Source organism: Ekhidna sp. (assembly GCF_963691765.1).
In the GTDB taxonomy this organism is placed as follows: domain Bacteria; phylum Bacteroidota; class Bacteroidia; order Cytophagales; family Cyclobacteriaceae; genus Ekhidna.
In genome coordinates, this window is sequence record NZ_OY829375.1 from 3,006,496 (window position 1) to 3,027,749 (window position 21,254).

Below are 21,254 nucleotides of genomic sequence, written 5' to 3' on the forward strand. Positions count from 1 at the left end.
ATGGTATCAATAACTAACTGTAAATCTAATTTTTCTTCGTTTTTAGCCGATTCAGGGGTAAAATCAGGAGTAATCGGTATCAAATTAAATTTTTCATTTCTGGAAATAACCTTAAGAAAAATATGTCTATTAACATATTAACCTTATAAATCCTTGAGTATTAGGTTAGAATTAACTTTCTTTAACGTTTTAGTAACTTAATTTTAACCTAACTGAGTAAAGTATGAAGAGGATTTTACTACTTGCTGGTATGTTCTTTTTTGCTATTTCTTATTTGATGGCACAAAAGACAGTATCAGGCAAGGTCACCGACGATGCCGGTGAAGGACTACCTGGTGTGAACGTTGTGATTAAAGGCACAACTACCGGTGTTACCACAGATTTAGATGGTAACTTTCGCCTGTCCGTAGAGGACGGTGCTACGCTTGTTTTTTCTTACATTGGTTTTACTACGCAAGAGATTGCCGTTGGTTCTAGAACCACGGTTGACGTAACAATGTCTGGGGTTACAGAACTTCAAGAGGTTGTTGTTACTGCGCTAGGTATTACCAAGGAAAAAGCATCACTTGGTTACAGTGTGGCTAGTGTGGGTTCACAAGATTTGGTGAATCGACAAGAAACTGATGTTGCGAGATTACTTAGGGGACAAGCTCCTGGAGTTGACATTACGCAAACATCTGGTCTAGCTGGTTCTGGAACTAACGTTATTATTAGAGGGTATTCTTCCATATCTGGAAGCAACCAACCATTATTCGTAGTGGACGGTGTACCTTTTAATACGAGTGCGAATTCTGGAAATCAAAGTTTTGGAACTGGTAGTGCAACTGCCTCTTCTAGATTTCTTGATTTAGATCCAAACAACATCGCTGATGTTTCAATCCTTAAAGGACTTTCAGCTACCGTATTATATGGTGAAGCTGGTAGAAACGGTGTTGTTTTAGTAACTACCAAGACAGGAAAAGGTGGTTCTGATCTAAGCAAGAAGACAGAGGTTAGCATTACGCAATCTGTTTTCCAAACTGAAATTGCTAATCTTCCTGATTATCAAGATTCTTACGGTAACGGTTTTGGAGCATTCGGATTCGGATGGTTCTTCTCAAACTGGGGACCAAGATTCGATGATACAAGAGAGTCTTCTTACGGAGATAATTTTAGAGGAATTGGTGAAAATGGACAAGTTCAGATTGTTCACCCGCTAGATCAATCTCAATATAATGATGATGTACCTCAATTCATTGGGCAAGATTATGATTATAGACCATATAGGAGTGTTGAAAACTTCTTCCAAAAAGGAGTTTCTTCCAATACATCAATTTCAATTTCAAGCAGAGTTGACGAAAATACTTCTGTTAGTTTGGCTTACTCTTTCTTAACTGAAGAAGGTTTTACTCCAAAATTGGATGAGCAAAGAGGTGGTGGAAGATCCAACTTCCTAGATAAGCACAACTTCTCTGTTGGTATGCAAACTAAATTGAAGAATGGGTTAAAAATTCAGCCTTCATTCAACTTTGTGAGAACAGAAAGATTGACTCCAATTACAGCCCCTTCATTTGGTGGTGATGGAAACGGCTTATTTGCCGCAGTTCTATTTACACCACGATCTGTAGATCTAATAAATTTACCTTATCAGTCTCCAATTGATGGATCAAACATTTACTATAGAAGAGGTTCTCCAATTCAGAATCCATTGTGGACGCTAAACAACAGTGGCCAAACTGAAAATGTAAATCGTTTCTTCGGAAATATTAATCTCGGATATGACCTGTCGGATAACTTCTCTGTATTATATCGTCTATCTCTGGATAGCTATGATCAGAAAAATTCACGTTACATCAATAAAGGGGGTCCAAGACAACCTGGAGGTGAATATACAACTGCAACTGAGACAAACTTCTTATCAGATCAAATCTTAAACCTTGTTTATAATTTTGATTTGAATAGTGATTTCTCGATTGATGGAGTTCTTGGATTCAATTCCAGAAGGGAAACAAACAACCTAGCTGTTGCTAGTAGTCAGGAACAATTTGTGTATGATTTATTCACACATCAAAACTTTACGCAGTTCCAAAACTTCAGTAGATTCATTGAAGAGAATACTTTAGGAGTTTATTTTACTTCTACTATTGGATATTCCAAGTTCTTGTACTTGAATTTACAAGCTAGAAATGACTGGACTTCTACATTGGAGAGTGCAAATAGATCAGTATTCTATCCTTCTGCTAGTTTATCATTCCTAGCAAGTGATGCAATTGATGCAATTGCTCAAACCAACATGATTAATTTCTTGAAATTAAGATTGGGTTACGGTACTTCTGCCGGTTATCCTGATCCTTATAGAACAAGAAATTCATTGGCTGCGAATGCAATCGCATTTACTAATTCAAATGGAACAACTGTTGGAACTAATAGTGTTCGAAACTTCTTAGCTAACCCGGATTTAACGAATGAGCTAATTACTGAATTAGAATTTGGATTAGAAGGTAGATTCTTTAATAATATTTTAGGAGTAGACCTTTCCTTGTATAACAAGCAATCTAGTGATTTGATTGTGGATCTTCCTTTAGATCCTTCTACTGGTTATACTTCTACAACAATCAACGCTGCTGATATCGAGAACAGAGGTATTGAGCTTGGTTTAGATGTAAATGTTCCTCTTCCAGGTGAGTTGAAGTGGAATGTTCGATCTAATTACACTAGGAATGTTAGTGAAATAAATAGTATCCTTGAAGGAATAGATAGAGTTCAGATTGATGCTACTGCATTTAATCAGGCAGGTATTGATTTCGTTGGAAACTATGCCATTCCTGGAGAGCAATTTGGAGTATTCTATGGAGAACAATTGTTGAAAGATGAAGATGGAAACTTGATTGTTGATTCAGAAGGCTCTTACCAATTAGGTTCAGAGTTTGGTGTGATTGGTGATCCAAACCCAGACTTCCAAATGAACTTTTTCAATACACTCTCTTGGAAAGGATTTACTCTTGGATTCCAGTTTCAGTACGTAAAAGGTGGAGACGTATTCTCATCTACTGCTGCGGCACTATTGGCTAGAGGTAACTCTGTAGATAGTGATATCGATAGAAATATCCCGGTGATCCTACCTGGAGTGAAGGAAGATGGAACTGAGAATGATATTCAAGTTTATGTTGGAGATGAAGCATTCAACTCGTTCTTCAATGGTGAAGGATTCGTATTTGATGGTACCGTGATTAGATTAAGACAAGTTTCTTTGAACTATGTGGTTCCTAAGAGTATCTTATCTAAGACTCCATTTGGAAATGCATCTATTACTATATCTGGAGAGAATCTTTGGTATAATGCGCCAAATACACCGGAAGGTTTGAATTTCGATCCTGAGATATCAAGTACTGGTGTAGGTAATGCTAGAGGATTTGACTTTAGAACTGCACCTACTGCTAAGAAGTACGGTGTTACTTTGAATCTTACGCTTTAATATTTCAATATAAATTGATATGAAGAATAGAATATTATTATTATTCACGGTCATCATGTTATGTGCATCTTCGTGCGATAACTTTGATTTAGACCTACAAGAGGATCCCAATTTCCCAGCAGTAAGTGCTGGAGATATTGACGCTCTATATAACAACATTCAGTTAGAATTTGCAGCTATTCATTTTACGCTGGAAGACCAAACTGGTGAGGTTACAAGAATGTATAATGCTACTTCAACGAACTATGGAGCAGCTACTTTGCCATCTGTTTTTGATGGATTATGGCAAAATGTTTATGCAGATTTTTTACCAGATATTGCTTTGCTTGAAGAACTTGGAGGTACAGGATTCCCTGTCCATGTTGGTACCGCTAAAATTCTACAAGCGTATGTATTGATGGAAATGGTAGATGTGTTTGGGAACATTCCATTGACAGAAATAGGACAAGGTTTGGAAGAGTTGAGTCCACAATTAAATGACGGAGCAGATGTATATGCAGCTGCAGACGTATTGTTGGATGATGCAATCGTGTTGTTAAATGATGCAGGTGACATTGAGCCAGCATTTGATAATTTTTACGGGAGTGATGTTGAAAAGTGGATTACGCTAGCAAATACAATTAAGTTAAGAGCAGCATATCTTACTGGAAATTCGACTGCATTTAATAACATTATCTCAGCCGGTGATTTTATAGATGAGGCGGATGAGGATTTCCAATATAATTATGGAACAGGTAGAAATCTACCTGAATCGAGACATCCTCGATACATAAATCAGTATGAGCAAGCGGACGGTGATTACATGTCAAACTATTACATGTGGTTGCTAAGAGCAGATAAGTTAGAAACTGATGGTACTACTGAGATCAGAGATCCTAGATTGCGTTATTACTTTAACAGAAAGGTAAATAGTTCTGACAGACAACCTACGGATTCGTATGGCTGCGTTTTATCAGGATTACCTGATCAAACTGCTAAGCCTAGTTCATGGGATGCAATTGATCCAAGATTACCATATTGCTATGCAGCAACTGATGGCTATACTGGTAGAGATCACTTGAATGGATCAGGTATTCCGGCAGATGGAGCAATTAGAACTGCCTATGGATTGTATCCTATGGCTGGCTCGTTCGATGGAAATGAGTTTGAAAATACGCAAAACCTAGGTGCTGACGGAGGTCAGGGAGTAGGAATTCTTCCACTTATTTTATCATCATTTGTTGATTTTATGAGAGCAGACATGACCTTCACTGGAGGTACTGGTGATGCTCGAGCATTGATGATTAGTGGAGTAGGAAAATCGCTAGCGAAAGTGAGAGGTTTTGAATCACTTGTTTCTAATGATTTGAATGAAGCTATCACAATAGGTGGTATTGCAACTACAAAAGGAGCAGCTTTCGCTATGACTGATACTGATGTGTCAGACTATGAAGCTACTGTGGGTAGGTTATATGATGAAGCTACTTCTGATGCTGAAAGAAGAGATGTAGTAATCAAAGAATACTACATCGCAGCTTATGGAAACGGGCTAGAAGCATATAACATGTATCGTAAAACTGGTTATCCTGCCAACATGCAACCGAGATTGCAAGCAGGTACTGCTGAAGATTTATTTCCAAGATCTATGAGATATGCAAATGCTTTCGTAGATAGAAATATTGACGTAGAGCAAAAGTCAGAAAGTGAATTAGTTTTCTGGGACCCAGGAACATCAGATGTTAGATGATTTAAATGAATATTAAAATGAAACATATATATAGATCATTATTAGTTTGCATGATCGCTTTATTTTCATGTGAAGATCCTGATTCTGGGCCACTATTTTTGTATAGTGATTTGGAAACTGGGACGTACATTAGACTAGTTGAAAACAGTAATAATCCTCTTGTTGATCTTGATAATTTTAGCAGCTATACTTTTACTTATACAGTAGAGTTTGTAGGAGCAGATCAAGGGGCAAGTGTTCAGAGTTATACTGCAGACCTAGTTTATCGAAGCGGTACAAATGAAACAACGCAAGAGGATTTTATTTCGCTTCAAGCATCAGACTTTAGCGTAAATGACGATGGATTTGTAGAAGCTACGATTTCAGTTACATCTGCAGAATTGATTGGAGCTTTTGGCATAACTGAAGCTTCATTATCTCCAGAGGATGAATTTGAATTCTTGGGTGAAATTGTTACTCCTACGAGAACGTTCAATAGCGTGAACTCTTCAGCAACAGTTGAAGGAGCCTTTTTTCAAGGTTATTTTGATTTCACACTTTTTGTGGGTTGTCAGTCATCTCTTGAAGGAGAGTATACAGCAACTACTACTACAATTAATTGTAGTACGGGTACACCTGGCTCTGCTAGTGTGACTTATACAGTTGAAATTTCTAATGCTGGAACGATAGCAATTGGTGAGTACGAAATGAGTGATTGGACTTTTGGAGTTCTTGAGGATTGCTTAGGCGATGGTGATGGGGAAGACGATCTTGCTCAGGAAGGATTCCAATTCCAAGATGTTTGTGGAGTTGTTTCGTTCTCTTCAACATCCGATGAATTCGGTACTGCATGGAGTTATTCGTCAGTGGTTAATGGTAATGATTGGGAAATTACCTGGTCAAATCCTGATACTGGAATGAGCGGTTTCACCGTAATAAACTTCCCTAATGGAGTGCCATTTACAGTTATGTAAAATCACAGTATTTTGATAATAAAAAAGCAGCTATTAAGCTGCTTTTTTTGTTTTATCTTTTCAAGATATCAGATTAAACAACTTTATTTCAAGATTTCGTACGGTTTATGTTAAAGAATTTCACACGCTTTTCACTGATTTTAATTTTCCTTTGGTCCTGTGAATCTCCGTCTGAAGAGAAGGATATTTCTGCGTTTAAGGTTTTTGAAAAAATAGATTCTTCGATTTCTGGTATTGATTTTATCAATCAAGTTGAGAGTGATATAAATACGAAAAACAATATTTTCGACTTTGACTATTTCTACAATGGAGCTGGAGTGGCTACAGTAGATATTAATAATGACAATTTATTGGACCTTGTCTTTGCCTCTAATCAAGGCGAAAATAAAATTTATCTCAATCTAGGAGATTTAAAATTTAAAGATATTACCGAAGGGTCAGGAATTAATGATGGCAAAGGATGGTCTACGGGTATTTCTTTTGCTGATATTAATAATGATGGTTGGCAAGATATTTATGTATCACAGGGCGGCCCATATCATGGTGAGCTAAGTACTAATTTGCTATTTATCAATCAGCAAGATCTGACATTCAAGGAACAGGCCAGTGAATATGGGCTTGCAGATCCTTCAATCTCCAGTCAGTCCAGTTTTTTCGATTACGATAAAGATGGTGATTTGGATTGCATTGTAATGAATGAGAACCTGCTTTATGGAACTGGTCCAGATAGGTTCTATAATTTCATGGAAAATAATGAGGAACTAAGACATCATAGCTCCAGTCACTTATATAGAAATGAAAATGGAAAGTTTATTGATGTTACAGAAGAGGCAGGTCTTCTTTCACCAACATTTGGATTAGGTCTAATTGTAAGTGATATAAATGAGGACAACCTTCTTGATATATATATCGCTAATGATTACTATGTTCCGGATGCACTTTATATCAATAATGGTGATGGTACTTTTTCAAATCAAATTAAGAAGTATACAAACCAAGTCTCATTTTTCGGAATGGGCGTTGATATAGCTGATATTAACCAAGATTCGTATCAGGATATTTTTGTTTTAGATATGGCGTCTTCGGATCACTATAGATCTAAGACTCTAATGGCCTCTATGAATGTTGATGCATTTAACCTTCTTGTTGATGAGCTTAATTTACACCATCAGTACATGTTTAATTCATTGCAATTAAATAGTGGAGACGGATATTTTAAGAATATCGCTCATATGACAAAAATGTCTAAGTCTGATTGGAGTTGGTCGGTTTTGTTAAATGACTTTGATAATAGCTCAACCAACGATGTTTTTATCACAAATGGATATAAAAAATATGCGCTCAATAATGATGTGAGAGCCAAGGTTCTGATGGCTAGAATGAAATATAAGAACATTCCACTGCGCGTAAAACAGGAGTTATATGATGCAATGCCATCAGAAAAACTTCCTAATCTTCTCTTTAAAAATAGTGGTTCATTGAAATTTGATGATGTATCCGAGGATTGGGGTATTTCTGATTTATCATTTTCAAATGGAGCTGCTTATGCAGATCTTGACAATGACGGTGATCTAGAATTAATTGTTAACAACATTGATGAAGAAGCCTTTCTATATCAAAATATGACTATTGAAAATGATGCTGGGAACTATTTGAAAGTAATGTTCCCTGATTCAGTTCAAAATTTTTATGCAAAGGTTACGGTCATAGCCAATGATTTAGAACAAAAGAAAGAAAGCAATTCTGTTAGGGGGTATTTATCTTCTATGGATAAGAGTGTTCATTTTGGATTAGGCAATGCAGATAAAATAGACACATTAAGAATTGAATGGCTTTCTGGTAAAGTAGAAGAGAGATATGCTGTAGCAGTAAACCAAGAAATATTGGTGAGTGAGGAGAATGCAACTAAGGCTACACTAGACCATAATGATATTGCCTACCAATTTGACGTAAGCGATGGATATGATTTCAATATTGAATTTATCCATTCAGAAAATAGCTACAACGATTTTGAAATAGAAACACTGCTCCCATATAAGCAATCAACATTGGGGCCTTTTATTAGTGTAGCAGATGTAAATAATGACAACCTTGATGATTTTTATATAGGTGGAGCTATCGGACAAAGTGGGAGGCTTTTGATTCAAACATCAGATGGAGTCTTTTCAGATGTTACCTCTGATGCCATCAAAGCTGATTTTCTACATGAGGATATGAACTCCGTTTTCCTAGATATAGATAAAGATGGAGATCAAGATTTGTTTGTGGTAAGTGGCGGTTATGAGTTTGAGAATGAACAAGATGCTTACCAAGACAGACTTTATATAAATAATGGATTTGGACTCTTCGAAAAAGCAATCGATGCAAGCCTCTCTGAAAAAAGGAGTAGTGGTAAGTCCGTGTATTCTTTTGATTATGACAATGATGGTCTACAAGATTTAATAGTAGGAACAAGGATAAAGCCGGGTCAATATCCAATGAGTGATAGATCCATTCTTTATAAGAATACAGGTTCTAATTTGGAGCCAGTTACTGATGATGTAATACCAGAATTAAATGATTTTGGAATGATAAATGACATTATTGCGGTAGATATCGATAATGATTCATGGCAGGATCTAATTGTGGTTGGAGAATGGACCCAAGTTGGAATTTTTAAAAATGATAATGGCATTTTTAAAAACATTACTGAAGAGAGCAATTTACCAGAGAGCTATGGTTGGTGGTTTTCTATCACAGAAACAGATGTTAATAATGACAATCTTCCTGATTTTGTTGTCGGTAACCTAGGCCTAAACTCAAAGTATAAGGCAAGCGCTGAAGAGCCTCTAAAAATATATGCTTCTGATTTTGATGAAAATGGAACATGGGATATTGTCCTTAGTAATAGCTATAATGGAAATTATGTTCCTTTAAGAGGTAGAGAATGTTCATCTGGTCAGATGCCTTTCATTGCCCAAAAATTCCCTTCTTATGACCTTTTTGCAAAAGCTACATTAGAAGATGTATACGGTGATATGCTTGATGAAGCGTATCAGAAACAAGTAACTGATTTTAGTTCCATAATACTGATCAATCAAGGTAACGGAAAATTTAAGTTAGGCACTCTTCCTCCCGAAGCTCAAATTTCACCTATCCTTGATGCCCAATCAGTCGACCTGAATGGAGACGGTTTTGAAGATCTAATTGCTATTGGGACACTCTACAATACGGAAGTAGAGACACCTAGGCTAGATATGGGGTCAGGGTTGGCGTTGATTTCAAATGGTTCCGATGGATATTATTTCGACTCAAAAATTAATAGAAATCTCAGGATTGATGGAAATTTAAAATCAATAGAGAAGATTACGATTAATGGCGAAAATCATTTAATACTTGGTAGGAACAATGAATCACCAGTAATTGTCAAATTAAATCTCTAAGCCATTGGATTGCGCAGCAAAGATTGGAATCTGTGCTGCTCTGTAATTATTTAAGTATCTGAGCAGTGTGATCTTTAGTTTTCACCTTTTCAATTACTTCTTCAATAGTACCATTTTCGTCAATTATGAATGTGGATCTTAATGTACCCATGTATTCTTTACCCATGAATTTTTTCAGATCCCAGGTTCCAAAAGCTTCATGAACACTTTTATCTTCATCGGCAATGAGTTTGAATGGTAATTCATACTTAGCAATAAATTTTTGATGAGATTTTTCTCCATCGCTGCTAACACCTAAAACTTCATAGCCTTGTTTTTGAAGGACTTCATAGTTGTCCCTGAGGTTGCAGGACTCTGCCGTGCATCCAGGTGTATTATCTTTTGGATAGAAGTATAGAACTACTTTTTTTCCATTGTAGTCCGAAAGTTTGATCGGATTACCATCTTGATCTTTGCTTTCAAAATTTGGGGCTTTATCTCCAGGCTTAAGTGTGATCATAGTGTTTTAGTATAAATAGTTTCGTTATTTGAATTATCAATTACCTCCAATACAAACTTACCTCTAAATGGAATGTTTTGATTTAGTTTCTTAGACCATATCAATTTCTTTTTTGGTTCATATTGCATAAGAATATATTCCCCATTTATTGAAGCCTTAAAAGTCTTTATTCCGGACAATTCGTCACTAATTTTGAATTTTAGCATTTCGGAATTGGCCATTTTCATTTCAATAGAGGGAGGAATGCTATCTTCCAAGATTGTATAGCTGACTAAATCTCTAGTTGAAAATGTGATTTCGTTATCCTTCCATTCACCTCCCATGTAATTAAACCTTCTTCCAAAAACAGAATAAACCATTGCTTTCTCTTGATTATAGGACTTTTCTGGTTTTAAAGAAATCTTCATATCGGATCTAAATGGCTCTGTGGGATTTTTAAAATGGAATAACTCTAAGTTTTTGATGGTGTCAATCTCTTTTTTGAAAGCGAGATAAAGCGTGTCAAATAATGATCTATTAGTAAGATCTAGTGTGAATTCTGGTTGTAGATAACTGATTTTCTGATTTGATGGAAGCTGTCCAACCAAATCAGTATGAATAGTCTCACCATTCACAAAAATGCTTTTTGGTGCACCATCTCTTAAATCCCAGGTGTAATAGTGATCATCCTCATTTCTCATATAAGGCTCAATATTTATCCACTCATCAAGCAGGACAGATGCCTGTTGATTAGACTTGAAATGAAGATAATTTCCTATTTTTTCTGGTTTAGTAAGCTTGGGTGGATTGTTAACCTTAGTGCTATTTATTAGGATTCTCGTAGTGGAGCTATTCTTATAACTGTCTTCAGTCTCGATTAGAATTTCTTTTTTATCATCAAAGTTGATTCCTCGATTAACGGAGGTATACATGTTATGTTCGTTACCATCAGCTAAGTAAAGTCTATTAAATCTCCTACTTCCTTTCTTGTATGCCGAGTAATTGTAGTGTACCAGTACATTTCTCTGTTTACCGAAAGAGAAAATCTTTTTGTGCTCGGAGAAAATTGTATCCCCATCAAGTTGAAAAGTAGTTTTTACTATTCCGTTTTTATTAGGGATTCCATCCATTGGGTCGTAAGAGTAAATTTCAACACCTATATTTCCCTCAAGGTGAATGGGTTCTTTCGTTTGATACCAGCTTGTAGATTTAATTAGGTTAAACTCATACCTGCCAAAGAAACCATTGATCCTTGCATCCTTATCAAGGGTTACGAATGCCACCTTTTGAACCACAGGAGGCTTGCTGTCACGTATTTCTTTAAATCCAAGTGTGAGGACATCAATGGGTTGATGATTGGCATCTCTGATCTCAAAGTGAAGGTGTGGCCCACTAGAAGATCCCGTATTTCCTGAAAATCCAATGATATCGCCTTTCTTGTATTTGAATTGATCGGCCTCTGGAAAGAGGTCAACTTCAAAAGATTCTTTTCTGTACTGTTCCTTTAAAGTCCAAGCGTCGATTTTTGAACCAAACGCCTCCAAATGGGCATAGACGGAGAATGTCCCATTTGGGTGCTTCATATAAAGTGCATGCCCATAGCCTGATGCAGATACTTTTATCCTGGATATATAACCATCAGCTACCGCGTATATTGGAAGACCAGTACGGCCACCTGTTTTCACATCAATTCCTGTATGAAAATGAGATCCTCTGATTTCTCCTACAGTTCCTGCTAAATAATTTTGCTGGCCAGGATTTATTGGAAATTGATATTCAGCGGATTTGATATCCTGACTTTGGACTTCAAAGAGCAATAGATAGAACGCAAATATGAATATTCTTTTCACAGATTATCGTACCTCAAAATCGAACATAACTTGATCTTCCAAATATCCTACCAAACGATCTCCAATTTGCACAGGGCCAACACCTTTTGGAGTTCCGGTGAATACGATATCACCAGTTTTTAGCAGGATGAAATTTGAAACATAAGAAATTAGTTCATCGATTGGCCATAACATTAAACTAGTATTTCCTTTCTGTTTTTCCTCACCATTAACTTCAAGTTTAAAATTAATGTCAGTCATATTTCGATCCCCCTTTTTGATAAATTGAGATACAGGAGCTGAGCTATTAAATGCTTTAGCTAATTCCCAAGGATGACCTTTCTCTTTGGCCTTGGTTTGCCAATCCCTAGCCGTGAAATCAATTCCTAACCCAATCTCATCATAATATTGATGAGCGAATTCTTTTTGTATTGATTTTCCTTCTTTTTTTATTTTGACCAAAACCTCAACTTCATGATGAATATCTTTTGAAAAGTCTGGGTAATAAAATGGATCATTACTTTTAAGAAGAGCTGTATCCGGTTTCATGAAAATGATCGGATGCGCCGGGCGTTCATTTCCTAACTCTTCAATATGTTCTGCATAGTTTCTGCCGATACAAATTATTTTCATATCAATTCTCTGTTGAATCAAAAATAATCAGCAACACGGGTCAAATAAGATTGTAAGTGAATCTTTTTATGAATGGCTTTATTTAGTGGGTGAAGATTTCTTCCGCTTCTTCAACCTCAACATGCCCATTGGAGTTTATTTCTTTGAGCATAACGTTCTTGACTTCATTTATAAGAATCGGATCATACTTAGCTGCTACTCTTACATAGTTTTCAGTAAAACCATGCATGATTCCATCTTCAACATCTTCTTCAAATAAAACTTGGAATGTATTACCTAACTGCTGTTCGTAGAAATATCTTCTTTTCTTCTCCGACAATCCTCTTAGCATTTTAGATCTACGATTTCTTTCTCCAAGATCTACAGCTCCTTCCATTTCTACGGCCTTTGTATTAGGTCTTTCAGAATAGGTGAAAACATGTAGGTAGGAAACATCTAATTCGTTTAGAAAATTATAGGTATTTAAAAACTCTTCTTCAGATTCCCCTGGAAATCCAACTATTACATCCACACCAATGCAGCATGTCGGCATTAGCGATTTAATTTTTTCTATTCGGCTTTTATATAAATCTGTCAGGTAGCGACGATTCATTTTTTTTAGAATATTATCACTGCCGGATTGAAGCGGGATGTGGAAATGAGGTACAAATCTTTTTGATTTTGCTACAAACTCTATAACATCATTAGTAAGCAAGTTTGGTTCAATGGATGATATCCTGAAACGGTCTATTCCTTCTATTTGATCAAGGCCTTTAACGAGGTCTATGAATTTCTCTTTTCTTTTACCTTCTTGGATACCGAAATCACCAATATTCACGCCAGTCAATACAACTTCTTTTACCTCTGTATTGGCAATTTCTTTTGCTTGATTTAAAATGTTAGTGATAGAGTCACTTCTACTTTTTCCTCTAGCCAGAGGAATGGTGCAAAATGCACATCCATAATTGCAACCATCTTGAACTTTTAAAAACGTTCTTGTTCTATCTGCAATTGAGTATGATGCGTTGTATGTCTTTGCCTCCTTTATTTCCGATGCAAAAACACCGCCTTTGGTAAAATCATCTAGGTAATCAAAAAGTCTGAATTTTTCTGCTGCTCCTAGGACGGCATCAACGCCTGGAATTTCTGAAATTTCTTTTGGCTTAAGTTGAGCATAACAGCCAATGATTGTAACGAAGCCACTCGGAGATATTTTTTTAGCTTCTTTTACGATCTTCTTGCACTTCTTGTCAGCATTCTCAGTAACTGAACAAGTATTAATAATGAAAATATCAGGTTGGTCTGTGAAATCAACTTTAACATATCCTTTTTCCTCAAACATCCTTGAAATAGATGAGGTTTCGGAGTAATTCAGCTTGCAGCCTAAGGTATAAAATGCAACCTTTTTCATAGGGGCGGCAAAGTTAAGGCTAAAAGAAGTATATCTAGTGGGTGTATGACTAATAAAAAAGCCCGCAGCAATGCGGGCTTCTTGTTATTTCTTCTTCATGAAGTAGTAAACAATGGCAGTAATAACGCTAAATAGCAGAGCCAAAATTGTCCAGACGATTTTAGCTCCACCGCCCATTTTGGATTTAGCCCACACCTCGTAGATAACCCAAATGGCAAAAACAAGGTGAATGATGTAATAAATATTATTCATTAGGTTAGGTTTTTAGTTATTTCAATATCGCTGAAATAGCGCAAAAATCCAATTACTAACCCTTCTTATGAAGCTATCAAATCAATCCATTTTAAATTCTGAATACCAAAACTCTGCTCGAAGGAATTGAATGTTCTCGAGACTATCGACTCTATAACTTTTGCGTCGTTTTGGGAATTTTATTGGGGTATTGGTAAAGCTTAAATTGTGAATAAGCGCGTAGGTTGGTGCATGATAGACTTTGCTACCTAGAAATTTTCCCGATTCCTTCTCGAAATAGAACCACCAAAGGTCGTTTGTCGAATGAGTAGACACATTCTCTGGGTCGTAAAGAGCCTGGATCACATCTGCTTCAACTGAGTCCATAAATAATGTTGATCCTGAATAGCTAAGTTGAACCCCATCATCCATGAGTTTAAATGGCATTCCAAGAACAAATAGCGCGCTCATAACTGACTCTTTTATTTTTGAGGGATCTAGATCTACGATTGTATCATTTAACATTCGAATGCTTTCTTCCAGGGAATGCTTTATGAGATGTTTAGATGAATCTTGATTCCATTTTATTGTAGCTGAAAAATCAGGTTGCATTTGATATGAATGCTCTTGAGTTATGTCGTATTCTAAAATATTACCTTCTAGAATTAGCTTACTTCTTTTAGTATATTCAATAGTCTTAAGTTTTCTCCACTGTTTAATGCCTCCAGCGTATTCGATGGCTCTTTCCATCACTTCCCTGACTTCCTCATCATTAAATTTATCATAAGGGCTTTTTCCGTTTTCATTTTCTCTTGTTGTTGTACAGGAGATGAGGACAAATACAAATGAAAAACTGATCAAATACTTCATAACAAATGTTTTAATTGATTAGAGTAGCGGTTCTAAAGCTTCCCATACCGTCTCAGCTACTATTTCATGACCTTCTGGTGTTGGGTGGATTCCATCCTTTAAATTAAGTTCCGGTATTCCAGCGACCCCTTCTAGCAAAAAAGGTATGTATACTGCATCATTCTTCTCCGCAAGCCAAGGAAACATTCCCTTAAATTCGTTTGTGTAATCTTGACCTAGATTAGGCGGAACCATCATGCCAGCGATAATTATGCTCACTTCTGGATTTTCCTTTTTTACGGCATCAATTATGGCTTGAAGACTCTTTTTAGTTTCACTAAGCTTTAAACCACGCAAACCATCATTTGCACCAAGCTCAAGAAAGAAAATATCTGGAACAGTTTTGAGTACCCAACCTATTCTGCTTTCACCTCCAGCCGAAGTTTCACCGCTCAATCCTGCATTTATCGTCCTATAGTTAAAATTCAAAGAGTCTAACCTTTTTTGAATTAATGCTGGAAATGCTTGATCCATGTCGAGTTGATATCCAGCAGTGATGCTATTCCCAAAAAACAAAATCACCTTTTCATTTGATTCTGTTTCGGAGGTAGATTCAGAATCTGAAGTTTTTCTTGTTGGTTTTTCTGTTGATTTGCTGGGAGATCCACAACTTACAAGCATTAGCAACAGGATTAATTTTCCGACTTTAATGAACATTGGTTGACAAATTGAAGTTTAAACGATTAATGATGTAACAAAATCACCGCTTAGCTCATTTTTACAGAGTTAAGCACAAGATACAAACATGAGAGAACGCTTTGCGTTTACAATCCTAAAATTTTCTACATGCCAAACGAAGCATCGATTTTAGAGGTATCATCAACCTCCAAAACATTTAAGAATGGGGCCAAGGAAGTCCATGTGTTAGATGATATTAATTTCAAAGTGGCTGAAGGCTCTTCTGTTGCGGTGGTTGGACCTTCGGGTAGTGGTAAAACCACCTTACTTGGTTTATGTGCAGGTTTAGATAGGCCATCTACTGGATCAATAACCTTGAATCGTATCCTGTTGGATAAGTTGAATGAGGATGAAATGGCTCAAATCCGCAATCAATATGTAGGGTTTGTCTTTCAAAATTTTCAATTAATTCAGACGCTGACAGCATTAGAAAATGTAATGATTCCTTTGGAATTACAGGGAATAAAAACAGCTAGAGATCAGGCAACTTCATTACTTAATCGGGTAGGTTTAGGAGAGCGATTGAACCATTACCCTTCGCAACTTTCTGGTGGAGAGCAACAACGTGTAGCAATAGCGAGAGCATTTTCAAATGAGCCTAAAATTTTATTTGCGGATGAGCCAACAGGTAATCTTGATGAAGAAACAGGGCAATCTGTAGAAAATCTTTTATTTGAAATAAATAAAGAGAAAGGCACTACACTCATTATTGTTACTCACGACCTGGAATTGGCTGAAAAGACTAATCAGATTATACAGCTGAAAGGGGGAAGAATAATTGATCAAAGGAAGGGCTCAAATGTTTCACGGATGAGACAGACTGCCTCTTAATCATGGACAAGCGCATTAAGATAGAACCTTCTAAGTATAGTCGCTCTTGGCCTTGGAAAATGGCGTGGAGAGACAGTAGAAAAAGTAGAGGTAAACTTCTACTTTTTATCGCTTCTATTTCATTGGGAATAGCTGCAATGGTTGGGATAACATCCTTTCGAGAAAATCTATTAGTAGAAATTGATAACCAAGCCAAAGGATTGGTTGGTTCGGATGTCCGTATTCAAGGGAGAAGAGAATTGGCAGATACTCTGTTACAGTCATTTAAATCAATGACTAATGAATATTCTCAGGAAAGATACTTTGCCTCTATGGTCATGTTTCCAAAAACAAGTGCCACACGATTAGTCCAAGTTCGTGCTCTTGAAGGAGAATATCCATATTACGGAGAAATCGCCACCAAACCTGCGGATGCTTCAAAGCGATTTCAGACTGGAAAGTATGCACTAGTAGATGAAAAAATGATGCTTCAATATGGTGCTCAAGTAGGAGATAGTTTGAGTGTTGGTTTAGTCACTTTTGAGATAATAGGTGCCATTACTCAAATACCTGGTCAAACTGACGTTTCTTCTTCTGTTTCTCCAGTTGTTTATATCCCGTTTCGATATCTAGAACAGACTGACCTTATTCAAAAAGGAAGCAGAGTTAATTATGTTCATTATTTTATGTTTTCTGATAATCCAGCAGATACAGCAAATCAGTGGAGTAAGAAAGCGAATTTGACTGAAAGTAAAGGATTTGATGTAGAAACGGTCGAAGAAGAGAAGAGAGAGACCGGTGAAGATTTTGAAAATTTGTCCAACTTCTTGGAATTAGTTGCATTTACAGCCTTACTTCTTGGCTGCTTGGGAGTAGCAAGTTCGATTTATGTCTATGCAAAAAGTAAAGTCCAAGCTGTGGCTGTATTGAGGTGTTTAGGAATGAAAGCAAAGCAAGCTGTTGGAGTCTATCTAATCCAAGTTGCTCTGTTTGGATTCATTGGTTCTTTTATTGGCAGTATTCTGGGATTAGTAATACATATGTATCTCCCCGTTATTGTTCAAGATTTTCTTCCAATAGACCTTGATCCGGTTCCCTATTGGCCTGCACTAATAGTCGGGGTTTTAATTGGTGTTATTATATCTGTTCTTTTTGGTTTGCTTTCTTTGGTTGGATTAAGAAAGATAAGCCCACTTTCAGCAATACGATTGGGTTTTGGTTCTGCAAAAACCAAGTTTGATAAGCTTCTCATTCCTATTTTGAGCGGTATCGGGTTATTTATCTTCTTTTCAGTTTTTTGGCAAATTCAATCCTTTTCTCAAGCCATTGTTTTTTCTTCCATTTTAATCGGTGCGATAGTTTTTTTAGGTGGAATAGGGAAGGGTATGAGTTGGCTTACCAGACGCCTTATGCCTAAGAATCTATCATACGTATGGAGACAAGGCTTTTCGAATTTATACCGACCAAATAACCAAACTGTTATTCTAATAATGGCCCTTGGTTTAGGCACTTCTTTCCTAGCAACCTTGTATTTCATGCAGGATTTGTTGGTTCAAAGAGTTTCTTTGTCTGCTTCCAACAACCGACCAAATACGGTTCTTTTCGATATACAAGAAGACCAGCACGCTGATTTAAAGAGCTTAACAGCTGAATATGAGTTGCCGATCATTCAGGATGTTCCAGTGGTTACTATGCGTTTACTGGAAGTCAGAGGCTACACAAAGGATGAAGCATACAACGATACGACAGTTTCAATTTCAGATTGGGCATATAGTCGAGAATATCGAGTTACTTACAGAGACTCGCTGATTGATTCTGAAAAAATAGTAGAAGGTGAATGGATAGGGGAAATAAGGAATGACAGTATCTATGTCAGCATTTCTGAAAGTTTTAAGGATAATTTAGATATTGAGATAGGAGACGAGTTACTTTTTAATGTACAGGGTGCATTGTTAAAAGTATATGTTGGTAGTTTCCGCGAGATAGATTGGAGAAGGGTCCAAACTAACTTCTTGGTTTTATTTCCTTCTGGAGTATTGGAGCGAGCTCCTCAATTTCATGTAATAGTTACTAGAATTGATGAAATGCTGACTTCAGTAAGGTATCAGCAAGAAGTGGTTAAGCAATTTCCAAATGTATCAATAATCGATTTGGAGCTAATTCTTAAGACTTTGGAAGATGTGCTAGGTAAAGTAGCTTTTGTAATACAGTTTATGGCTTTCTTCAGTATTGGTACCGGTATAATTGTAATGATTAGCTCAATTATCCTCAGCAAATTCCAACGTGTTCAAGAAAACGTATTGCTCAGAACTCTCGGGGCATCTAAAAAACAGCTTTGGACGATTACATTGGCAGAATATTTTTTCCTTGGAAGTTTAGGCGCAGTGAGTGGAATATTTTTAGCTGCTTTGTTTTGCACGCTATTGGGCAAGTTTCTCTTTGAATTCACTTTCATCCCAAATCCTGTTCAAATAGGGATTGTATTTGTTGCTGTCACAGGAATGAGCGTATTAATTGGTTTATTAAATAGTAGAAGCGTTGTAAAACAATCACCAATGGAAGTACTAAGAAGGGAGGCCTAGATTTTTAAATAAACTCCTGCCGTATAGGCCGGGCTAGCTAGTACTTGTCGTCCCGAAAGGGCTATGCTGGTTCCTGCTGTAAGTCCAGCTTTTTTAGACTTAAATTCATAGCTAATTTCAGGGGAGAACATTAAAAATTCTATGTTGTTGCCGAAGACGCTTTGCTGGGAATTGTCACCAGAAAGTCCGTTCATAAAAGATTCTACCCCAGATAATTTTGCAATTGCTGTGACGCTTTTATATGTGTACCCTGCTTCAATTCCGTAATGGAATTCTTCTGAAAATCCTTCTGTTCGATGGTTAACTCCCACTAATACACTCACATAGGCCGGGATAGGATAGAGTGACTTACTAGCTTCGATTATTAGCTTTTGATTGAATTCACCGTCACCAGTTTGAAGAGAACTGGTTTCTGTTCCTCCTGGATTACCAAAAGGTAGACCAAGTATTAATGAAGCACTGACTACAATAGGTTTGTCGGTAATAAGCCCGTATTTTATTCCAATGTCAGTATCCCCAAAGGAAGTAAGCTGATTGCCTTCAACAAACTCTCCATCTCTTCTTTGAAGGTTATTTAAAATCGATCTTGTAAAAAATGGCACATATCCAACTATTGTCAATTTATCGGTAAGTCCGTATTCACCGTAAAGAGAAGTGGTAAACAAAGAGATTTTAGGTTCAATTCGAATTTTATTACCCTCTGGATTATAATACCTGCTTGCAATAAGCGCAAACTGACCAACTTTGAAATATCCCTTTCCTTTCTTTTGAGGCCAACCACCACCTGCAAATACTTGGAACGAAAAGAGAGTGAACACTGAAAGAATTAAAAATTTGATTCTCATATTATGATTATCTAGGATGTAGTCTTATTTAATTATCGAATTCGCCGAACCCAAGTCTTACTCCGAATGGCTCGCACCATATCATGAGTACCGAATATGTGAATAGATCTACCTCTACCGACTCATCTCTTGCTATCTCCGAAACATTTATAGTATAAGAGCCATTTGATTCTGCAGATCCTAAATTGAGACCATTTGCAATGCTGGTTGTTTGATTAGTCAAATAAAAATATGGACCTGGGCCATCAGTATTGAAGTTTGAAACGGTAAGGATTAAATCGTCATCTTCGTTATAAGTCATGCTGAAATCGCCACTTATACTATAGCCAGTTCCTTGTAATGATCCTGTTCTTGTTGTGGTAGCCTCGCCAACAACTGATACAGTCAAATCAGTCGCAACACCATTTGCTGATGCTTCTATTGTTACTTCGCCCTGAGCAATCCCAGTAGCCAATCCGGTATTATCGATGGTTAATACAGATGTATTGCTACTTGTCCAAGATATTGTTTGATCTTCATCAACCATTGCATTGGAATCAAAATAGCTAGCTTGAAATTGGAAATTTTCTCCAACATTAACTTCTTCAATGAAATGAGTAATTCTCACTTCTGGGTCTACCATAACCGTTCCATCCACCACTGTAAGGGTCACTGCATCTGAAAAACCAGATGCACTGGCTTGTATATTTGTAGTACCAGCAGAAAGTGCATTAACTAAGCCGCTGGAATTTATTGAAGCGATAGTTTCATCAGAGCTAGTCCATGTCACTGCCGTATTTCCAGAGTTGCCATCAGAGTCAATGTAGTTGGCTCCCATTAAAAAATCATTACCTACTTGCAATTGACTTACATACATAGTTATGGTGAGTGATCCTTTAGAAGACTCGATTACAATTTCTTCAGATGCTTCTAGTCCTCTAGCGCTTACTGTTATTATAGCAGTTCCTTCAGAGATACCTGAGCCAGTACTGCCAGTGATGCTAAATACACTTGGATCCGATGTTGTCCATAGAACATCTACTTCTTCAATCATCCCATCTGAATTTAAAAACTCGGATACGAGTTCATATGAAGCTCCAACTCTGAAAGACTCACCAGATGGAACGATACGCAGAGATTCTGCGATAGGAGCTTGCAGATCTGTTTCGATGCAGCTCGTTAAAACTATTGTTAGTAATAATATCTTTCTCATAACCATTAATCTGACCATCTAGTGGTCTAAGTATTCTCAACTCAATTAACAGCTATAAATGGTTATTCGCGTAGATAGGTTATCCAATTCATCGAATTTCGAATTGATTTTGGCTCTGAAGG

Annotated in this window: 15 protein-coding genes; 6 read left to right on the forward strand and 9 right to left on the reverse strand. The window is 36.8% G+C overall.

Annotated features, from left to right (window positions below; translation table 11 throughout):
- Positions 1 to 223: 223 nt before the first annotated feature.
- The 4 genes from ACY650_RS13675 (at position 224) to ACY650_RS13690 (ending at position 9,555) form a co-directional block, all read left to right on the forward strand.
- Positions 224 to 3,454, forward strand: coding sequence for a SusC/RagA family TonB-linked outer membrane protein (locus ACY650_RS13675; RefSeq protein ID WP_462248194.1), 3,231 nt, complete (start codon positions 224 to 226; stop codon positions 3,452 to 3,454).
- 19 nt (positions 3,455 to 3,473) lie between these two features.
- Positions 3,474 to 5,180 (forward strand): SusD/RagB family nutrient-binding outer membrane lipoprotein, encoded by a 1,707-nt coding sequence (locus ACY650_RS13680; protein ID WP_462248195.1) that lies wholly within the window; start codon positions 3,474 to 3,476, stop codon positions 5,178 to 5,180.
- A gap of 17 nt (positions 5,181 to 5,197) precedes the next feature.
- Complete coding sequence (locus ACY650_RS13685; RefSeq protein ID WP_462248196.1) at positions 5,198 to 6,133, forward strand: hypothetical protein; 936 nt, start codon at positions 5,198 to 5,200, stop codon at positions 6,131 to 6,133.
- A gap of 107 nt (positions 6,134 to 6,240) precedes the next feature.
- Positions 6,241 to 9,555, forward strand: coding sequence for a VCBS repeat-containing protein (locus ACY650_RS13690; protein WP_462248197.1), 3,315 nt, complete (start codon positions 6,241 to 6,243; stop codon positions 9,553 to 9,555).
- A 46-nt stretch (positions 9,556 to 9,601) separates the two neighbouring features.
- Here the strand turns inward: ACY650_RS13690 and bcp are convergent, their stop codons facing one another.
- The 7 genes from bcp to ACY650_RS13725 all read right to left on the reverse strand — a co-directional run bounded on the left by bcp (position 9,602) and on the right by ACY650_RS13725 (position 15,682).
- A complete protein-coding gene (gene bcp / locus ACY650_RS13695) occupies positions 9,602 to 10,054 on the reverse strand; it encodes a thioredoxin-dependent thiol peroxidase (RefSeq protein ID WP_462248198.1) in 453 nt (150 codons plus the stop codon).
- Entirely contained in the window at positions 10,051 to 11,883 is a 1,833-nt protein-coding gene (locus ACY650_RS13700; protein ID WP_462248199.1) for a M23 family metallopeptidase, read from the reverse strand. Before ACY650_RS13700 ends, bcp begins: the two co-directional genes overlap by 4 nt.
- Before the next feature lie 3 nt (positions 11,884 to 11,886).
- Positions 11,887 to 12,495: a fumarylacetoacetate hydrolase family protein gene (locus tag ACY650_RS13705; RefSeq protein WP_462248200.1), complete on the reverse strand. Its 609-nt coding sequence runs from the start codon at positions 12,493 to 12,495 to the stop codon at positions 11,887 to 11,889.
- An 82-nt stretch (positions 12,496 to 12,577) separates the two neighbouring features.
- Entirely contained in the window at positions 12,578 to 13,885 is a 1,308-nt protein-coding gene (mtaB, locus tag ACY650_RS13710; protein ID WP_462248201.1) for a tRNA (N(6)-L-threonylcarbamoyladenosine(37)-C(2))-methylthiotransferase MtaB, read from the reverse strand.
- 84 nt (positions 13,886 to 13,969) lie between these two features.
- A complete protein-coding gene (locus ACY650_RS13715) occupies positions 13,970 to 14,137 on the reverse strand; it encodes a hypothetical protein (RefSeq protein WP_462248202.1) in 168 nt (55 codons plus the stop codon).
- An 81-nt stretch (positions 14,138 to 14,218) separates the two neighbouring features.
- Positions 14,219 to 14,986 (reverse strand): hypothetical protein, encoded by a 768-nt coding sequence (locus ACY650_RS13720; protein WP_462248203.1) that lies wholly within the window; start codon positions 14,984 to 14,986, stop codon positions 14,219 to 14,221.
- An 18-nt stretch (positions 14,987 to 15,004) separates the two neighbouring features.
- On the reverse strand, positions 15,005 to 15,682 hold the full coding sequence (locus ACY650_RS13725) for an arylesterase (RefSeq protein WP_462248204.1): 678 nt from the start codon (positions 15,680 to 15,682) through the stop codon (positions 15,005 to 15,007).
- 129 nt (positions 15,683 to 15,811) lie between these two features.
- Here ACY650_RS13725 and ACY650_RS13730 point away from each other — a divergent pair, with 129 nt between their 5' ends.
- Together ACY650_RS13730 and ACY650_RS13735 are read left to right on the forward strand one after the other, a co-directional pair.
- Positions 15,812 to 16,534, forward strand: a complete 723-nt coding sequence (locus ACY650_RS13730) for an ABC transporter ATP-binding protein (RefSeq protein WP_462248205.1) — start codon at positions 15,812 to 15,814, stop codon at positions 16,532 to 16,534.
- A gap of 2 nt (positions 16,535 to 16,536) precedes the next feature.
- Entirely contained in the window at positions 16,537 to 19,095 is a 2,559-nt protein-coding gene (locus tag ACY650_RS13735) for an ABC transporter permease (protein WP_462248206.1), read from the forward strand.
- On the opposite strand, the gene ACY650_RS13740 is transcribed toward ACY650_RS13735, so the two are convergent.
- Together ACY650_RS13740 and ACY650_RS13745 are read right to left on the reverse strand one after the other, a co-directional pair.
- Positions 19,092 to 19,940, reverse strand: a complete 849-nt coding sequence (locus ACY650_RS13740) for a hypothetical protein (RefSeq protein WP_462248207.1) — start codon at positions 19,938 to 19,940, stop codon at positions 19,092 to 19,094. The genes ACY650_RS13735 and ACY650_RS13740 overlap by 4 nt on opposite strands.
- 28 nt (positions 19,941 to 19,968) lie before the next feature.
- Positions 19,969 to 21,132, reverse strand: a complete 1,164-nt coding sequence (locus ACY650_RS13745; RefSeq protein ID WP_462248208.1) for a DM13 domain-containing protein — start codon at positions 21,130 to 21,132, stop codon at positions 19,969 to 19,971.
- Positions 21,133 to 21,254: the final 122 nt, after the last annotated feature.